Annotated in this window: 14 protein-coding genes, 3 tRNA genes and 1 riboswitch; of the genes, 2 read left to right on the top strand and 15 right to left on the bottom strand. The window is 60.3% G+C overall.

Translation table 11 applies throughout. From position 1 onward, the window contains the following. Nucleotides 1-294 precede the first annotated feature (294 nt). Entirely contained in the window at nucleotides 295-621 is a 327-nt protein-coding gene (locus LIY45_RS25570; RefSeq protein WP_003175643.1) for an Arc family DNA-binding protein, read from the top strand. 109 nt (nucleotides 622-730) lie between these two features. Here LIY45_RS25570 and mgtE read toward each other — a convergent pair whose 3' ends face one another. From mgtE to ltaE, 8 genes are all read right to left on the bottom strand, one after another. After that, nucleotides 731-2,173 carry a magnesium transporter gene (gene mgtE / locus LIY45_RS25565; protein ID WP_226478017.1) on the bottom strand — a complete coding sequence of 481 codons (1,443 nt, stop codon included), beginning with the start codon at nucleotides 2,171-2,173 and terminating at the stop codon, nucleotides 731-733. A 339-nt stretch (nucleotides 2,174-2,512) separates the two neighbouring features. Further along, nucleotides 2,513-2,589 (bottom strand) — tRNA-Arg (locus tag LIY45_RS25560). Nucleotides 2,590-2,661: 72 nt separating this feature from the next. Further along, nucleotides 2,662-2,738 (bottom strand) — tRNA-Arg (locus LIY45_RS25555). Nucleotides 2,739-2,846: 108 nt separating this feature from the next. Then, nucleotides 2,847-2,937 (bottom strand) — tRNA-Ser (locus LIY45_RS25550). Nucleotides 2,938-2,999: 62 nt separating this feature from the next. Further along, the gene (gene csrA, locus LIY45_RS25545; RefSeq protein ID WP_002554426.1) at nucleotides 3,000-3,188 is read right to left on the bottom strand and encodes a carbon storage regulator CsrA; all 189 of its coding nucleotides are present in this window, start codon (nucleotides 3,186-3,188) and stop codon (nucleotides 3,000-3,002) included. Nucleotides 3,189-3,373: 185 nt separating this feature from the next. Further along, nucleotides 3,374-4,615, bottom strand: a complete 1,242-nt coding sequence (locus LIY45_RS25540; protein WP_003214308.1) for an aspartate kinase — start codon at nucleotides 4,613-4,615, stop codon at nucleotides 3,374-3,376. Nucleotides 4,616-4,710: 95 nt separating this feature from the next. Next, nucleotides 4,711-7,329, bottom strand: a complete 2,619-nt coding sequence (gene alaS / locus LIY45_RS25535) for an alanine--tRNA ligase (RefSeq protein ID WP_063027864.1) — start codon at nucleotides 7,327-7,329, stop codon at nucleotides 4,711-4,713. Nucleotides 7,330-7,475: 146 nt separating this feature from the next. After that, a complete protein-coding gene (gene ltaE, locus LIY45_RS25530; RefSeq protein ID WP_226478016.1) occupies nucleotides 7,476-8,480 on the bottom strand; it encodes a low-specificity L-threonine aldolase in 1,005 nt (334 codons plus the stop codon). Nucleotides 8,481-8,670: 190 nt separating this feature from the next. Continuing rightward, nucleotides 8,671-8,840, top strand: a riboswitch (FMN riboswitch). Between the two features lie 111 nt (nucleotides 8,841-8,951). Between ltaE and LIY45_RS25525 the strand changes: the two genes are divergently transcribed. Then, entirely contained in the window at nucleotides 8,952-9,461 is a 510-nt protein-coding gene (locus LIY45_RS25525) for a 6,7-dimethyl-8-ribityllumazine synthase (RefSeq protein ID WP_017475890.1), read from the top strand. 130 nt (nucleotides 9,462-9,591) lie between these two features. On the opposite strand, the gene astE is transcribed toward LIY45_RS25525, so the two are convergent. The 7 genes from astE to LIY45_RS25490 all read right to left on the bottom strand — a co-directional run bounded on the left by astE (nucleotide 9,592) and on the right by LIY45_RS25490 (nucleotide 17,471). Then, the gene (gene astE, locus LIY45_RS25520) at nucleotides 9,592-10,596 is read right to left on the bottom strand and encodes a succinylglutamate desuccinylase (protein WP_226478015.1); all 1,005 of its coding nucleotides are present in this window, start codon (nucleotides 10,594-10,596) and stop codon (nucleotides 9,592-9,594) included. An 11-nt stretch (nucleotides 10,597-10,607) separates the two neighbouring features. Further along, complete coding sequence (locus tag LIY45_RS25515; RefSeq protein ID WP_003214319.1) at nucleotides 10,608-10,898, bottom strand: hypothetical protein; 291 nt, start codon at nucleotides 10,896-10,898, stop codon at nucleotides 10,608-10,610. Nucleotides 10,899-10,921: 23 nt separating this feature from the next. After that, on the bottom strand, nucleotides 10,922-12,268 hold the full coding sequence (gene astB / locus LIY45_RS25510) for an N-succinylarginine dihydrolase (protein WP_226478014.1): 1,347 nt from the start codon (nucleotides 12,266-12,268) through the stop codon (nucleotides 10,922-10,924). Between the two features lie 176 nt (nucleotides 12,269-12,444). After that, nucleotides 12,445-13,914 (bottom strand): succinylglutamate-semialdehyde dehydrogenase, encoded by a 1,470-nt coding sequence (astD, locus tag LIY45_RS25505; RefSeq protein WP_226478035.1) that lies wholly within the window; start codon nucleotides 13,912-13,914, stop codon nucleotides 12,445-12,447. Further along, complete coding sequence (astA, locus tag LIY45_RS25500; RefSeq protein WP_003214325.1) at nucleotides 13,911-14,936, bottom strand: arginine N-succinyltransferase; 1,026 nt, start codon at nucleotides 14,934-14,936, stop codon at nucleotides 13,911-13,913. The genes astD and astA overlap by 4 nt, the downstream gene beginning before the upstream one ends. 49 nt (nucleotides 14,937-14,985) lie before the next feature. Further along, nucleotides 14,986-16,005, bottom strand: coding sequence for an arginine/ornithine succinyltransferase subunit alpha (gene aruF / locus LIY45_RS25495; RefSeq protein WP_226478013.1), 1,020 nt, complete (start codon nucleotides 16,003-16,005; stop codon nucleotides 14,986-14,988). A gap of 245 nt (nucleotides 16,006-16,250) precedes the next feature. After that, nucleotides 16,251-17,471: an aspartate aminotransferase family protein gene (locus LIY45_RS25490; RefSeq protein ID WP_088426877.1), complete on the bottom strand. Its 1,221-nt coding sequence runs from the start codon at nucleotides 17,469-17,471 to the stop codon at nucleotides 16,251-16,253. Nucleotides 17,472-17,664: the final 193 nt, after the last annotated feature.

Genomic DNA, 17,664 nt, shown 5'->3' with positions numbered 1-17,664 from the left:
TAGGATGTGCGCCCGAAAAGCCTTTTGCGCCTAGGGCCTGCGGCCTCAACACCTATTTGGGTGCAACCGTGGAAAAGTTTTCCAACCAGTCCGCAAATTTTGAAATGAGTACTGGCATAAAGCCGGTAGCCGGTTCAATATTTGTCACAGAATTGACGCCAAGGAACTGGCAAAACTGAGGCATGATGCGGCCTCTTTGCAATTCAGGTTGAACATTTGGCAGCAAGCCTTGTCCTAACATGCATCTTGCGGCCAATTCCAAAAACCGCTCCCCTGAACTAACCGGTTAAATATATGCGCCCATTGAAACAGGCAATTTATTCCAGCCGTACGGCTGACAAGTTCGTCGTACGTCTGCCAGACGGAATGCGGGAACGCATTGCCGAGGTGGCTCGCAATCATCACCGCAGCATGAACTCCGAAATCATCGCACGCCTGGAACAAAGCCTGATTCAGGAAGGTGCGCTGGGCGACGAGCTGAGCATGCGCCTGGACAGCCCCGAGCTGTCACTGCACGAACGCGAACTGCTGCAGCGTTTTCGTCAGCTCTCCCACCGCCAGCAAAATGCTCTCGTCTCGCTTATCGCTCACGACGTTGAGGCAGCTGCCGAAGCCAACTGATTGGCAACCGAAAGCTGAAAGCCAGCCATGGGCTGGCTTTTTTTTGCCCGGGATTTGCTAAAGAAAAGAGAGGATCAAGGGGCATAAGCCCCCTGACCTATAGATGGGATCAAAGCAGGAAGATGGTTGCCAGGCCCAGGAAGATGAAGAAGCCGCCACTGTCGGTCATGGCGGTGATCATTACACTGGCACCCATGGCCGGATCTCGCCCAAGGCGCACCAGGGTCATTGGAATCAGAACCCCCATCAAGGCCGCCAGCAGCAGGTTGAGCGTCATCGCCGCGGTCATGACCACACCGAGGGACCAACTGCCATACAGCAGGTACGCCACGATACCGATGACACCCCCCCACACCAGGCCGTTGATCAGCGCGACCGCAAGCTCCTTGCGCATCAAACGCTTACCGTGCCCGGTACCCACCTGATCCAGCGCCATGGCACGCACGATCATGGTGATGGTCTGGTTACCCGAGTTACCGCCAATCCCGGCCACGATCGGCATCAGCGCGGCCAAGGCCACCAGCTTCTCGATGGAACCTTCAAACAGGCCAATCACCCGTGACGCAATAAACGCGGTAATCAAATTGACTGCCAGCCAGGCCCAACGGTTACGCAGGGACTTCCAGACCGACGCAAAAATATCTTCTTCTTCCCGCAGACCAGCCATGTTGAGGACTTCGCTTTCGCTCTCCTCACGAATCAGGTCGACCATTTCATCAATGGTCAGACGGCCGATCAGCTTGCCGTTCTTGTCGACCACCGGGGCCGAGATCAAGTCGTAACGCTCGAACGCCTGGGCAGCGTCGTAAGCGTCTTCGTCCGGATGGAAACTCACCGGGTCACTGGCCATGACATCCGCGACTTTCTTCTCCGGGTCATTGACCAGCAGACGCTTGATCGGCAGCACGCCCTTGAGAATGCCTTCGTAATCGACCACGAACAGTTTGTCGGTGTGGCCGGGCAGTTCCTTGAGGCGGCGCAGGTAGCGCAGAACCACTTCCAGGCTGACGTCTTCGCGGATGGTGACCATCTCGAAGTCCATCAACGCACCGACCTGCTCCTCGTCGTAGGACAGCGCCGAGCGCACACGCTCACGCTGCTGGGCGTCGAGGGTTTCCATCAGCTCATGGACGACGTCACGCGGCAGCTCGGAAGCCAGGTCAGCGAGTTCGTCGGCATCCATGTCCCTGGCGGCAGCCAGGAGCTCGTGATCGTCCATGTCGGCGATCAGGGTTTCACGGACCGAGTCGGATACTTCGAGGAGGATGTCGCCGTCGCGATCAGCCTTGACCAACTGCCAAAGCGTCAGGCGGTCATTAAGCGGCAGGGCTTCGAGGATGTAGGCAACGTCGGCAGAGTGCAGGTCGTCGAGCTTGCGCTGCAGCTCGACAAGGTTTTGCCGGTGGACCAGGTTCTCAACCCGGTCATGATTCGCGCCTTCCTGGCGATGGGTCAGGTCTTCGACCACACGCTGGCGCTGCAGCAGCTCGACGACTTGAGCCAGGCGATCCTGCAGGCTTTCTTGTGTTTTCTTTACTTCAACTTCGGTCATAGGCGAACTCCACTCCCAGCAGCGGGGCACGCCGGAAGGATCAATCAGTCAATTCATGATTGGTAAAACGGGGTACTGAGTAACTACTGGGTAAGTCCATGGAGGTGTTCCACAAGCCCCGGCGGGGCTGACGGGCGCAATGATACACCGGGCGGCCGCTTTTAACGTCAAAAAACTGGAAAGAACAAGCGCTTGCGACACAAAGCTGAGCATTGGCCACACATATGAACTGCGACGACGCCGCTTGAAAGGAAAACACATGGGCGGGAGAAAAAGGCGCCACGGCAAATAAAAACCCCAGACGGCAAAAAGCCCGCACTAGGCGGGCTTTTTGTTGTTTGGTGCACTCGACAGGATTCGAACCTGTGACCGCTCGGTTCGTAGCCGAGTACTCTATCCAGCTGAGCTACGAGTGCAGATTGTGTTTTTAGACCAGATCACAACTGGTTGAAGCCAAGTTACCTGCATTGCTGCAACTAACTCTTAAATGGTGCACTCGACAGGATTCGAACCTGTGACCGCTCGGTTCGTAGCCGAGTACTCTATCCAGCTGAGCTACGAGTGCATTTGTTGCCGCGCATTATAGGCCGTTCAATCTCTATGTAAAGCTATTTTTTCGTTTAATTTCAACAACTTAGCGAAAAAACCAGATTGCAACGTACTAAGCAAATAATGGCGGAGAACGGGGGATTCGAACCCCCGACACCCTTTTGAGGTGTACTCCCTTAGCAGGGGAGCGCCTTCGGCCACTCGGCCAGCTCTCCGCAACACGGGGCGTATATTAACCAGCTTCATCCCCGTTTGCAAACATAAAAAACGATAAAAATTAATGGCTTGGTTCTTCGTCCTTCTCTTTCTTGATCCGCAGGTAGATTTCCTCGCGGTGGACAGCCACCTCTTTCGGAGCGTTAACCCCGATACGCACTTGATTGCCTTTGACGCCGAGCACGGTCACGGTGATTTCGCCATCACCAATAATCAGGCTTTCTGCGCATCGACGAGTCAGAATCAACATACCTTTCTCCTCACGCATTTCATTTCGGGAACAACAGTCTGCAAAAAAAAGGCATTCGACCTACAACCAGATGGCCGTAGCCCTACCGCCTAAGTATTGTCGAGCGCAGGCAAAAGAACAGGTCTTCACCACGCGCCCGGCAAAAAAATGAAAGGCGCGGATAACCGCGCCTTCCTGGCAACGCATCACTCGCCCTGTCGGGCCGGAGCGTCGAGCTCAAACGCGGTATGCAATGCGCGTACAGCCAGCTCCAGGTACTTCTCTTCGATCACCACCGACACCTTGATTTCCGAGGTGGAAATCATCTGGATGTTGATGCTTTCCTTGGCCAGGGCTTCGAACATGCGGCTGGCAACGCCCGCATGGGAGCGCATGCCCACACCCACGATCGACACCTTGGCAATCTTGGTATCGCCGACCACTTCACGGGCGCCGATTTCCTTCGCGGTGTTCTGCAGGATCCGCTCCGCCGCATCGTACTCGTTGCGGTGCACGGTGAAGGTGAAATCGGTGGTGTTATCGTGCGAAACGTTCTGCACGATCATGTCGACTTCGATGTTCGCGCCACTGATAGGACCCAGAATCTTGAAAGCCACGCCCGGGGTGTCTGGCACGCCACGGATAGTCAGCTTGGCTTCATCACGGTTGAAAGCGATACCGGAAATGATCGGCTGTTCCATGGATTCCTCTTCATCAATAGTAATGAGGGTGCCCGGACCCTCCTTGAAGCTGTGCAGTACGCGCAGCGGAACGTTGTACTTGCCGGCAAACTCAACGGCACGGATCTGCAATACCTTGGAACCGAGGCTGGCCATTTCCAGCATCTCTTCGAAGGTGATCTTGTCCAGGCGCTGGGCCACGGACACAACCCGCGGGTCGGTGGTGTAGACGCCATCCACATCGGTGTAGATCTGGCACTCGTCAGCCTTCAGGGCTGCCGCCAGGGCCACGCCGGTGGTGTCGGAGCCGCCACGACCGAGGGTGGTGATGTTGCCGTGCTCGTCGACGCCCTGGAAACCGGCGACAACCACCACACGACCGGCCTTCAGGTCAGCGCGAATCTTCTGGTCATCAATCTGCAGGATGCGTGCTTTAGTGTGCGCGCTATCCGTAAGAATGCGGACCTGGTTGCCAGTGTAGGACACCGCCGGCACCCCACGCTTGTTCAGCGCCATGGCCAGCAACGCGATGGTCACCTGCTCACCAGTGGAAATGATCACGTCCAGCTCACGGGGAACCGGTTGCTGATCGCCACTGATTTGCTTGGCCAGATCGATCAGGCGATTGGTCTCGCCGCTCATGGCCGACAGCACCACCACCAGGTCATCGCCGGCATCGCGGAATTTCTTAACCTTGTCGGCGACCTGCTCGATTCTTTCGACAGAGCCGACCGAGGTGCCTCCAAATTTCTGTACGATCAAAGCCATTTCTAAGCCGCCTCAGCCCGTAAAGGGGCGCCTGTTATTCAATCAACCCGCACTGACTGAGCCCGCGACTAGACCACGGGCTCATTAACAGCGTCTTAAATACCTGCCTCGACAAACGGCACGGTCAGGGCCAGGGCCGCGTCCAGGGCGCCGGCGTCAACACCACCGCCTTGCGCCATGTCCGGACGACCACCGCCCTTCCCGCCCACTGCCGCAGCGGCCTGCTTCATCAAATCACCGGCCTTGAGTTGGCCAGTCAGGTCTTTGGTTACACCGGCAACCAGAACGACCTTCTCCTCATGGACACTGCCGAGCAGGATCACTGCGCGGCCGAGCTTGTTCTTCAACTGATCGACCAAGGCCAACAGCGCCTTGCCGTCCTGACCGTCCAGGCGCACGGCCAGCACTTTCACACCCTTGACGTCCAGGGCGGAAGCCGACAGATCGTCGCCCGCCGCGCTGGCCGCCTTGGCCTGCAACTGCTCCAGCTGTTTCTCCAGCTGACGGTTACGCTCCAGTACGCCGGAGAGCTTGTCGATCAGGTTGTCGCGGCTGCCCTTGACCAGGCCGGCCGCTTCCTTGAGTTGTTCTTCTGCCGCATTGAGGTAAGCCAGGGCCGCAGCACCGGTGATCGCTTCAATACGACGCACGCCGGAAGCCACACCGCCTTCGCTGATGATCTTCAGCAGGCCGATGTCGCCGGTACGGCTGGCGTGGATACCGCCACACAGCTCCACCGAGAAGCTGCCGCCCATGCTCAGTACGCGCACTTCGTCGCCGTACTTCTCGCCGAACAGCGCCATGGCGCCTTTTTGCTTGGCGGTCTCGATGTCGGTTTCTTCGGTTTCCACCGGAGTGTTCTTGCGAATCTCGGCGTTGACGATGTCTTCCAGGGCCTTCAACTGCTCAGGCTTGATCGCCTCGAAATGACTGAAGTCAAAACGCAGGCGCTGGCTATCGACCAACGAACCCTTCTGTTGCACATGCTCACCCAGCACCTGACGCAACGCAGCGTGCAGCAAGTGAGTGGCAGAATGGTTCAAAGCAGTTGCATGCCGTACGTCGGCATCTACCTGAGTGTCCACCGGCGCGCCGACGGTCAGGTTACCCAGCACCAGCACGCCGTGATGCAGGAAAGCACCGCCGGTCTTGGTGGTGTCGCGCACTTCAAAGCGACCGGACGTCGAGCTCAGGAAACCGCAGTCACCCACCTGGCCACCGGATTCAGCGTAGAACGGGGTCTGATCGAGGACTACAACGCCCTCATCACCTTCGTTCAGCACGTCCACCGACTTGCCGTCCTTATAGATAGCCACGATCTTGGCCGAGCCAACGGTGGCCTCATAACCAATGAACGAAGTCGCTACATCAACCTTTACCAAGGTGTTGTAGTCCAGGCCAAAGGAGCTGGCGGAACGGGCACGCACACGCTGGGCTTCCATCTCACGCTCAAACCCGGCTTCGTCGATGGTCAGCTCGCGTTCGCGGGCGATGTCAGCGGTCAGGTCCATCGGGAAACCGTAGGTGTCGTACAGCTTGAACACCACGTCGCCCGGCACCACGGTGCCTTTGAGCTCAGCCAGGTCCTGCTCGAGGATCTTCAGGCCGTGCTCCAGGGTCTTGGAGAACTGCTCTTCTTCAGCCTTGAGCACGCGCTCGATGTTGGCTTGCTGCTGCTTGAGTTCCGGGAAGGCATCGCCCATCTCGGCCACCAGCGCGGCAACGATCTTGTAGAAGAAGCTGCCGGTGGCGCCCAGCTTGTTACCGTGACGGCAGGCGCGACGGATGATGCGGCGCAGCACATAGCCACGGCCTTCGTTCGACGGCAGCACGCCGTCGGCGATCAGGAAGCCGCAGGAGCGGATGTGGTCCGACACCACCTTGAGGGACGACTGATTGTCGTTGGCACAGCCAATGGCCGCGGCCGAAGCGCTCAGCAAGTTGGTGAACAGATCGATCTCGTAGTTGGAGTGAACGTGCTGCATCACCGCACTGATCCGCTCCAGGCCCATGCCGGTGTCCACCGACGGCGCTGGCAACGGATGCAACACGCCATCGGCGGTGCGGTTGAACTGCATGAACACGTTGTTCCAGATTTCGATGTAGCGGTCGCCGTCTTCTTCCGGCGAGCCCGGTGGGCCGCCCCAGATGTCGGCGCCGTGATCGTAGAAAATCTCGGTGCACGGGCCGCACGGGCCAGTGTCGCCCATGGTCCAGAAGTTGTCGGAGGCGTAAGGCGCGCCCTTGTTGTCGCCGATGCGAATCATGCGCTCGACCGGCACACCGATCTGCTGGGTCCAGATGTCGTAGGCTTCGTCATCGGTGGCGTAGACGGTGACCCAGAGTTTTTCCTTCGGCAGCTTCAGCACGCCGGTCAGGAAGGTCCAGGCGAAGGTGATCGCATCTTTCTTGAAATAGTCGCCGAAGCTGAAGTTACCCAGCATCTCGAAGAATGTGTGGTGGCGGGCGGTGTAGCCCACGTTTTCCAGGTCGCTGTTCTTGCCGCCGGCGCGTACGCACTTCTGGCTGCTGGTGGCGCGGGTGTAGGCGCGCTTTTCCTGGCCCAGGAAGCAGTCCTTGAACTGGTTCATCCCCGCGTTAGTGAACAGCAGGGTTGGGTCATTGCCTGGGATCAAGGAGCTGGAGGCGACACGGGTGTGACCTTGCTCTTCGAAGAAGCGAAGGAAGGCTTCACGGATTTCTGCGCTTTTCATTAGGTTCTTCCACGGAGGCTGCGGCCAAAGGCCAGTGCTAAACGTCATCAGACGGAGCGACGGCAAAGGGCCGCATTATATCGGCCCTTTGCCCGTGGTACAGCGTGTTTATGTGATAGAAACAGTCAATTAGACGGTCTGCACTGTCATTTCCGGGAAAACTCGACAAATGTCGCGAGCACTTGCTCGATCTGTGCCCGGCTGACGTCCAGGTGAGTGACCATGCGCAGACGCGGCGCGGCGCTCAACTTGATCCCGCGCTCGGCAGCAAACGCCTTCAAGGCCTGGGCCCGATCACCGATATCCACGTAGACCATATTGGTCTGCACCGGCTCCACCGTATAACCCGCCTTGCGCAGCTCATCCCCCAGCCATTGGGCGTTGGCGTGGTCGTCGGCCAGGCGCTGCACCTGGTGATCCAGGGCGTACAGCCCCGCCGCCGCCAGCGAACCGGCCTGACGCATGCCGCCCCCGACCATTTTGCGCAAACGGCGGGCCTTGGCGATCAATGCCGTGGAGCCGCACAACACCGAGCCGATCGGCGCGCCCAGGCCTTTGGACAGGCACACCGACACCGAATCGAAGTGCCGGGCAATCTCCCGCGCATCCACACCCAGCTTGACCGCCGCGTTGTAGAGCCGCGCGCCGTCCAGGTGCAAGGCCAAGCCGTGCTCCCGGGTAAACGCCCGCGCGGCCGCCAGGTACTCAAGGGGCAAGACTTTGCCCTGCATGGTGTTTTCCAGCGCCAGCAGGCGGGTGCGGGCGAAGTGGAAGTCGTCCGGCTTGATCGCCGCCAGCACGTGCTCAAGGTTCAGGGAACCGTCGGCCTGCACTTCCAGGGGTTGCGGCTGGATCGAGCCGAGAACCGCCGCGCCGCCGCCTTCGTATTTGTAGGTGTGGGCCTGCTGGCCGACGATGTATTCCTCGCCACGCTCACAGTGCGCCATCAACGCCAGCAGGTTGCTCATGGTGCCGGTGGGCACGAACAACGCGGCGGCAAAACCCAGGCGCTTGGCCAGTTCGGCTTCCAGGCGATTGACGCTCGGGTCTTCGCCGTAGACGTCGTCGCCACTGGCGGCCGTTGCCATCGCCTCGAGCATGCCTGGGGTCGGTTGGGTCACTGTGTCGCTGCGCAGGTCAATCACGGTCATCAAACTAGCCTCTAGCGGATTGGAGCGTTTCTTGTATTAACGATTACTGCGGGCAAACCCGCGGAATATCAAGCCCCGTGCTTGCACAATCGAATACCCACCAAACAAACCGATATAGGTTATCGATAAACCAACCGTGCAGTTTCTGAAAAACCATGATAAAAACTCTCCGCCGCCAGGGTTCTGGCGGCAACGTTCTCAGGGCGGGGTGTAATTCCCCACCGGCGGTAATTGCACGCAATGTGCATAGCCCGCGAGCGCTTGGCGCCTCGAACTGCCTCGGCAGGACGGCGACAAGGTCAGCAGACCCGGTGTGATCCCGGGGCCGACGGTCATAGTCCGGATGAAGAGAGAACGGGATTGGCACCTAAGGGCCGCGCTGACGTCATGGTTACATGAGCCCGCTGTGCGTACCCTTAAATCCCATTCGATTCATAACGCCCTGTTTTTTTCTTAAACAGGAGTCAGAACATGCAACCCACCGCAATCGACAGCAAAAGCAAAAACCATCACGGCGAGCGCGTCGCGTTTATCCAGGCCTGCTGGCACAAGGATATTGTCGATCAGAGCCGTAAAGGTTTCCTCGCCGAAATGATCGCCCAGGGCTACCAGGAATCGGACATCGATTTCTTCGAAGTCGGCGGCGCCTTTGAATTACCCCTGCACGCCAAGCTGCTGGCCAAGTCCGGCCGTTATGCCGGTATCGTCGCGGCCGCCCTGGTGGTGGACGGCGGGATCTACCGTCACGAGTTCGTGGCCCAGTCCGTGGTCAGCGGCCTGATGCAGGTCCAGTTGGAAACCGAAGTGCCGGTGTTCTCGGTATCCCTGACCCCGCACCACTTCCACGCGGGCAGCGAGCACCACACGTTCTTTTATGAGCACTTCGTGCACAAGGGCCAGGAAGCGGCACGCACCTGCGCCGACACCCTGCACAAGGTTCGCGCACTGCGTCGCAATGAGCCACGGGCGGTAGCGGTTTAAGCAACACCACCAAGCAAATGTGGGAGCGGGCTTGCTCGCGAAAGCGGAGTGTCAGTCAATACATGTCTGACTGATACACCGCCTTCGCGAGCAAGCCCGCTCCCACATTTGACCGAGTCAGTCTCGGGTTTCAGGCCAGGCCAGCATCCGTGGTCGGCACAATCAATATCCCTGCGCGCAAGCCATTCTTGACCTTCGGGTTCGGGAAGATGATGCGTGCGCCCTCCTCCTCGATCACCCAGCGGGTCTTGGCAATGTCCTCGGCCAGCAGGTAACCCTTCTCCAACTCCGAAAAGTTTTCCACGTCCGCCGGCAAATGCAGGACGAAGGTATCGCTGTGCTTGATCACTTCCCGGGAGACGCTGAACAGCTTCAAGCCGTCCAGGCTCTCGGTGACCGGCTCGTTGCCTTCGATGATCTGCTTGAGGCGGGTTTCCAGGCGCGATACGTCCACGCCCTGGTTCTGCCCGAACGGCCGGGCCTTGCCCAGCTCCAGGGTGAAGGACTCGGCCTCAAGCTGCTCGTAGGTAAACGCGGTGAAGGTGATCGAGGTCTTGTTCTGCAGCAGCACCGCTTCCATGCCGGCGGCTCGCAGGCGCGCCAGTTCACGGCGTGAATGCTGACGACCGTCTTTCCAGGGATAGAGCGCGAACTGCTCGATCTTCGAGCCACGGATGGCGGTGTGCAGGTCGTAGTGCAAACGGCTACGCCCCGGCACACTGAAGAAGGTGCGGGCCAACTGCTCAAGCTCGGCGGCGCGCATGGCTTCAGGGCCGATGTTTTGCTCGTGACGGCCGTTGAACAGCCGGTTGACGTCCAGTTCGAGATAACGCTCGCCGCGGCGCATGGCCTCGGGGTTACCGAACAGGAACAGAATACGGGTACGGGGCTTGATCTCCCCGCGGGCAATGCCATGCAGCAAGCGGTCGGCCAATTCGATCGGCGCGGTTTCATTGCCATGGATGCCGGACGACAACAGCAGGTCGCCGCCGTTGTCCCGCGCCTCAGGAGGCCGCACTTCCAGCGCGCCCTCACTGAGCCAGCGCAGTTGCACGCCATCGACAGTCAGTTGAATTTTTTGCGCCGGTTCGCGACCGGCGAGGGTCAGTTCAAGCAGTTTGCCGAGGGCGAGCATAAGCAGCTTCCTTAGTGGTTGCAGCCAGGACCGTGGACGTGATCGTCGTCATCACCTTCAACGTCGGCCGGTTCCATTTCCAGTTGCAGGCTCATCAGGTTGGTGGCCAATGGGCGCATCAGCAGGTTGGCGTATTCCGCGTCACCCTCTTCCACGTCCACGCCGATCAGCAGTTGGCCACGGCCGTCGTGCTGGATCCAGATCTCCTTGCCCTGCCACACCACGGCGACGCGGGTGCAGGAGGTTTCCAGCTGGGTGCCGTCGGTGTCTTCAAGGATCAGTTTCAGGGTGTCGGTGGTCATAAATAGTTCTCAGCCGTGCGGCGTTAATTGATCTGGAAAGGATAAACCGAGCCCAGTTTAAGGATTTGCGTCAGTTCATCCAGTGCCGTCCGGCACTCAAGCAGCAATTGCGGGTCAGCCAGGTCAGTTTCCCGCAGGCTGTCGCGGTAGTGCTTGTCGACCCATTGGGTCAGCGTGTCGTACAACGGCGCCGTCATGATAACCCCTGGGTTGACCGCCGCCAGTTCGGTTTCATTCAGCGCGACGCGCAAGCGCAGGCACGCCGGGCCACCGCCGTTCTGCATGCTTTGCTTGAGGTCGAAGACTTTGACTTCGCGGATCAGCCCGCCCGAGGACGTCAGGCCTTGCAGGTACTGCCAGACGCGTTCGTTGGCCCGGCATTCTTCCGGCACGATCAGCAGCATCGAACCGTCGGCGCGGCTCAGCAACTGGCTGTTGAACAGGTAGGAACGCACCGCATCTTCAACGCCGACCTGGGCACGGGGCACGCAGATCGACTGGAAATTGCCACCGAGCTGGCCGAGTTTGCCCTGCAACTCGCCGAGCATCTGTTCGGTGTTGAGGAACGCATCCTCGTGATAGAACAGCACCTCGCCATTGCCCACCGCGATCACGTCGTTGTGGAACACACCGGCATCGATCACCGCCGGGTTCTGCTGGGCGTAGACCACGCCGTCATCCCGCAGGCCGTGCAGGCGCGCGACCGCCTGGGAGGCTTCGAGGGTCTGGCGCGCCGGGTACTTTTGCGGCGCCGGGTAGCGGGTGTCGAACGCACTGCGACCGAACACGAAAAACTCTACGCCCGCCTCGCCATAGTCGCGGCAGAAACGCGTGTGGTTGGCCGCACCTTCGTCACCGAACTGCGCCACCGCCGGTAATGCGGCGTGGTGAGCGAAGTGCTTCTGATCAGCGAACATCGCCCCCAGCACGCGGCTGGTGGTCGGGTGCTCGATGCTGCGGTGGTATTTGCAGTTGAGGTTGGCGGCAGTGAAATGCACGCGGCCATCGGCTGTGTCTGCGCTTGGGCTGACGGTGGCGGCGTTGGCCACCCACATGCTCGACGCCGAGCAACTGGCAACCAACAACGGCATGGCTTGTTTGGCGGCTTGCTGGATGACCTGAGCGTCGGTGCCGGCAAAACCGAGGCTGCGCAAGGCGGCCACATCCGGACGTTCCTGGGGCGCCAGCACACCTTGCACAAAGCCCATTTCCATCAGCGCTTTCATCTTCGCCAGGCCTTGCAGCGCCGCTTCCTTCGGGTTGGAGGACTGCTGGCTGTTGCTCTGGGACGCGACGTTGCCGTAGGACAAACCGCCGTAGTTATGGGTCGGCCCCACGAGACCGTCAAAATTGACTTCACAGGATTTCATCGGCGAGGCTCCACGAACATCTGTATTTTTATAGGCATCAAGTGCAGATCTGTATCTGTTAACCCGATCAAGTGTGGGAGCTGGCTTGCCTGCGATGCGGGCAACTCGGTCATGCAGATACACCGAGGTGATGCCATCGCAGGCAAGCCAGCTCCCACATTAGATCAGTGTCACTTTCACTTAAGCGTTACGCCTGGGGTCAGCGACGCAGGCAACACCAGGCTCGGGGTCTCAAGGGAGGCCACCGGGTACGCACAATAATCCGCCGCGTAATAGGCGCTGGCGCGATGGTTGCCCGACGCCCCTACCCCACCAAATGGCGCGCTGCTCGCGGCACCCGTCAGTTGCTTGTTCCAGTTGACGATCCCGGCACGACTCTCCAGCCAGAACTGCTGGTAACGCGCTTCGGAATCCGACAACAACCCGGCCGCCAAGCCGTATTGGGTGTTGTTGGCCTCGGCAATCGCCGCCTCGAAATCGGTGTAGCGGATCACTTGCAGCAGCGGGCCGAACAGCTCTTCATCAGCGCGATCGGTGACCTCGGTCACATCGATAATCCCCGGTGTCAGCAACGCTGCCTGGGCCTGGGGTTGGGTCATTTCCAACAGCGCCACGGCGCCATTGGCCAGCAGCAATTCCTGGGCATCCATCAACGCCTTGGCGGCACCGAGGGAAATCACCGAGCCCATGAACGGCGCCGGTTGTTGGTCAAACGCGCCGACTTCAATGGTCGAACTCACTGCCACCAGGCGCGCGAGCAACGCATCGCCCCAGGCGCCTTGCGGCACCAGCAGGCGACGGGCACAGGTGCAACGCTGGCCGGCCGAGATAAACGCCGACTGGATAATGGTGTACACCGCCGCGTCCACATCGGCCACTTCGTCCACCACCAGCGGGTTGTTGCCGCCCATTTCCAGCGCAAGTATCTTGTCCGGGCGCCCGGCGAATTGCTGGTGCAGATGGTTGCCGGTGCGGCTGGAGCCGGTGAAGAACAGACCGTCGATGCCCGGGTTGGCCGCCAGGGCGATCCCGGTTTCCCGCGCGCCTTGCAGCAGGTTCAACACGCCCGCCGGCAGACCGGCGTCGATCCAGCATTGCACGGTCAGCTCGGCGACTTTCGGGGTCAGTTCGCTCGGCTTGAACAGTACGCTGTTACCCGCCAGCAAGGCCGGCACAATGTGGCCGTTAGGCAGGTGACCCGGGAAGTTGTAAGGGCCAAACACCGCCACCACACCGTGGGGCTTGTGGCGCAATACGGCGGTGGCGTCGCCCAGTGGGCCGCTCTTCTCGCCGGTACGTTCGCGGTAGCTTTGCACCGAGATCGCCACCTTGTTGACCATGCTGGTGACTTCGGTCGCCGATTCCCACAAAGGCTTGCCGGTTTCCTCACCGATGCAGCGGGCGAGTTCGTCGGCACGGCTTTTCAGGTTGGCGGCGAAGGCTTCCAGCACGCTCAGGCGCTCTTCCAGGGAGCGCTTGGCCCAGGCTGGAAATGCCTGGCGTGCGGCCTGAACGGCGGATTCGACCTGCTCGGCAGTCGCGCTGTTACCCGACCACACCACCTGCTGGGTCACCGGGTTCAGGGATTCAACGACTTCACCCTGGCCAGCCAACCAGCTACCTGCGATATACAACGAATTCATTATTTCGACTCCCGGGCAGCGGACAACGGTACGGCACGCACTTGATCACCGGCGATCAGTTGCAGGCGCTTGGCAGTCTGTTGATCGACCACCAGGGTGCCCGCAGCCAACCGCGCCGGTGCGGCGGTAATGCGGCAATCTTCGCGTTTACGGTTATGGATCAGGAACGGCGTGGCGTCGTCGCCCGGCGTGCCAATCGCCAGCACCAGCGCTTCGCTGTCGCGCACGGCGCGGATCTTGGTGGTTTCACATTCCACCGCCGGGCCCGCGTCGAAGATGTCGACGTAGCCCTGGTAGCTGAAACCTTCGCTCTTGAGCATGCTCAGGGCCGGCTCGGTGTCGGTGTGGACCTTGCCGATCACGTTGCGCGCGTCTTCAGACAGGAAGCAGGTGTACAACGGAAACTTCGGCATCAGCTCGGCGATAAACGCCTTGTTGCCCACGCCGGTGAGGTAGTCGGCCTGGCTGAACTCCATCTTGAAGAAGTGCCGACCCAGGCTTTCCCAGAACGGCGAGCGCCCGGCTTCGTCGGACATGCCGCGCATCTCGGCGATGATCTTGTTGCCGAACAACTGCGGGAATTCGGCGATAAACAGCATGCGCGCCTTGGCCAGCATGCGACCGTTAAGGCCGTTGCGGTAATCGGCGTGCAGGAACAACGAGCACAACTCGGAGTTGCCGGTCAGGTCGTTGGCCAGGAACAGCGTCGGGATTTCACGGTAAATGTTCAGCTCCTGGGAGGCGCTGACCGTCAGGCCGACCCGGAAGTTGTACCAGGGCTCGCGCAGGCCGACGGCACCGGCGATGGCGGAAATTCCCACCACGCGGCCTTCGTCGTTTTCCAGCACGAACAGGTAGTCCGCATCACCACGCCCGGCTTCGCCGCGAAAGGTCTTTTCAGCCCAGCCGACCCGATGGGTCAGGCGCTCTTCGTTGGCCGGCAAGGTGGTGAGGCCGGTGCCGGTGCTGCGCGCCAGATCAATCAGGGCCGGTAAATCGCTGCTGCGTACGGGACGAACGATCATGCTATCTCCTCAAACGGGCCGCCTTGCAGGCCACCCGCGAAACTCATTCTTAAACCGCTACCAGTCGAACGCTGGCACCCTCGCCGACGCCCAGGGCTTCGGCGGTTTCCAGGTCCAGGGTCACTGGCTTGCCCGGTGCGTAGTCCAGTTCCAGCATCACCGCGCGGTAATCCTGCAACTGGCCGTTGCTCACCAGGTACTGGCGGCCGATACCCTTGACCATCTCACCGATCTTCACCGGCACCACACGGCTCTGGGCGATCGAGCGAATGCCCGAGACCCGTGCATGCAGGGTTGGGCCGCCGTCGAAGATGTCGATGTAATGGTCAGTCTCGAAGCCTTCGCGCATCAGGATGTCGAAGGTGATCTGCGCCCGCGGGTGCACCTGGCCCATGGCTTCCTGGGCGGCGTCCGGTAGCAGCGGCACGTAGATCGGGTAATGCGGCATCAGTTCGGCAAGGAAGGTTCGGCTCTTCAACCCGCACAGGCGCTCGGCGGCGGCGTAGTTGAGGTCGAAGAAGTTGCGGCCGATGGCGTCCCAGAACGGCGAATCACCGTTCTCGTCGCTGTAGCCCACAATCTCGGTCACCACCGAATCCGCGAAGCGCTCCGGGTGACCGGCCACGAACAACAGGCGGCCACGGGAGTTGAGTTCCGACCACGGCGAGCCTACCAGTTCCGGCACCACGTAGAAGCTGGTCAGCAGGCTGTTGCCGGTGAGGTCATGGCACTGCGAGAGCACGTGGATCTTGTTGTGGATCTTCAGCTCGCGGGACGCGTGCACAAAGGTCTCGTTACGGAAGCTGTAGAACGGTTCCGAGTAGCCCGCCGAAGCGACGATGGCCGAGCAGCCCACCAGCTTGCCGGCGTCGGTGTCTTCAAGCACGAAGAAATAGCTTTCTTCGCCGTTGAAGCTGACCTCGGCGGCGAAGGACGCTTCGCTCGCGGCGATCTTGTCGCTCAGGCGTTCGACATCATCCGGCAAGGAAGTGACACCAATCGGGCTGTCCGCAGCCAGACGCTGTACCTCGCCCAGATCAGCCATTTGCGCGGGGCGCATCACCAGCATGGTGTCACTCCTTAACTCGAAAAACTCACAGGAAAAAATGCCGGACACGATCTTGAAATCAGTGAGGTCAAGTGTGGGAGCGGGCTTGCTCGCGAAAGCGGTGTGTTATTCAACATTTCAGGTGACTGAGCCACTGCATTCGCGAGCAAGCCCGCTCCCACATTTGATCTTCACAGCTTCAACTAAAGAGTCCGGCATACAAAATTTGTGTTGGATACCCGACTCGCCGGGCACCCAACGGTCTATCAGGCTTGCGTCAACTTTTTAACAGCACGTTCGAAGCGGTCCAGGCCTTCCTGGATATCGGCATCTTCCACCACCAGGCTCGGGGCGAAGCGCACCACATCCGGGCCGGCTTGCAGGATCATCAGGCCTTCACGCTCAGCGGCGTTGAAGATGTCCTTGGCCTTGCCTTTCCAGGCATCGCTCAGCACGCAACCGAGCAGCAGGCCCAGGCCACGCACTTCGGTGAAGATGCCGTATTGCTGGCCGATCTTCTCAAGACGGGAGACGAACAGGTCGTGCTTGGCGTTAACACCCGCCAGTACTTCCGGCGTGTTGATCACGTCGATCACCGCTTCCGCCACCGCGCACGCCAGCGGGTTGCCGCCGTAGGTGGTGCCGTGGGTGCCGACCACCAAATGCTTGGCCAGGTCTTCGCGGGTCAGCATGGCTGCGATCGGGAAACCGCCGCCCAGGCTCTTGGCGCTGGTGAGGATGTCGGGCACGACGCCGTAATGCTGATAGGCGAACAACTCGCCACTGCGGCCCATGCCGGTTTGCACTTCGTCGAACACCAGCAGCGCGTTGTTCGCGTCGCACAGGTCGCGGGCACCTTGCAGGTACGAAAGTTCTGCCGGCAATACGCCGCCTTCGCCCTGGATCGGCTCCAGCACCACGGCGCAGGTCTTGTCCGAAATGGCCGCTTTCAGCGCATCCAGATCGTTGTAAGGCACGTGGGTGATGCCGACGATCTTCGGACCGAAGCCGTCGGAATACTTCGACTGGCCACCCACGTTCACGGTGAACAGGGTACGGCCGTGGAAGCTGTTCAGCGCGGCGATGATTTCGTATTTCTCGGTGCCAAAGCGGTCGAACGCGACGCGACGGGCCAGCTTGAAGGCGGCCTCGTTGGCTTCGGCGCCGGAGTTGCAGAAGAACACACGCTCGGCAAACGTGGCGTCGATCAGCTTGTGGGCCAGGCGCAGCGCCGGCTCATTGGTGAAGACGTTGGACACGTGCCACAGCTTGTTGGCCTGTTCGGTCAGTGCACCGACCAGCGCCGGGTGGGCGTGGCCCAATACATTGACCGCGATGCCGCCGGCAAAGTCGATCAGCTCTCGGCCCGCCTGGTCCCATACGCGGGAACCTGCGCCACGCACGGGGATGAAAGCGGCAGGTGCGTAGTTGGGAACCATGACCTGGTCGAAATCGGCACGTTGCACCGGGGCTTGCTCAACGGACATCGGAGTCTCCTGAAGAGGAACGCCTGCCTGAAACTGGCGGGCGATGCAGGGATTGTAAGGACAGTTTTCAGCGCGGCCTTGCCGCCAAGCGACAACTTCTTATAGCGCCAACCCGCGATTTTCGCGGGTTTACGCCAATGCGACAAATAGCATCGCAATGGCGCAGTTTAAACCGCGCGGCCCTCTGTGCGGC

Source organism: Pseudomonas sp. MWU16-30323 (assembly GCF_020515595.1).
Classification (GTDB): Bacteria; Pseudomonadota; Gammaproteobacteria; order Pseudomonadales; family Pseudomonadaceae; genus Aquipseudomonas; species Aquipseudomonas yamanorum.
Note: the sequence above shows the minus strand (reverse complement) of the source record. Positions and strands in the feature narration are given on the sequence as shown.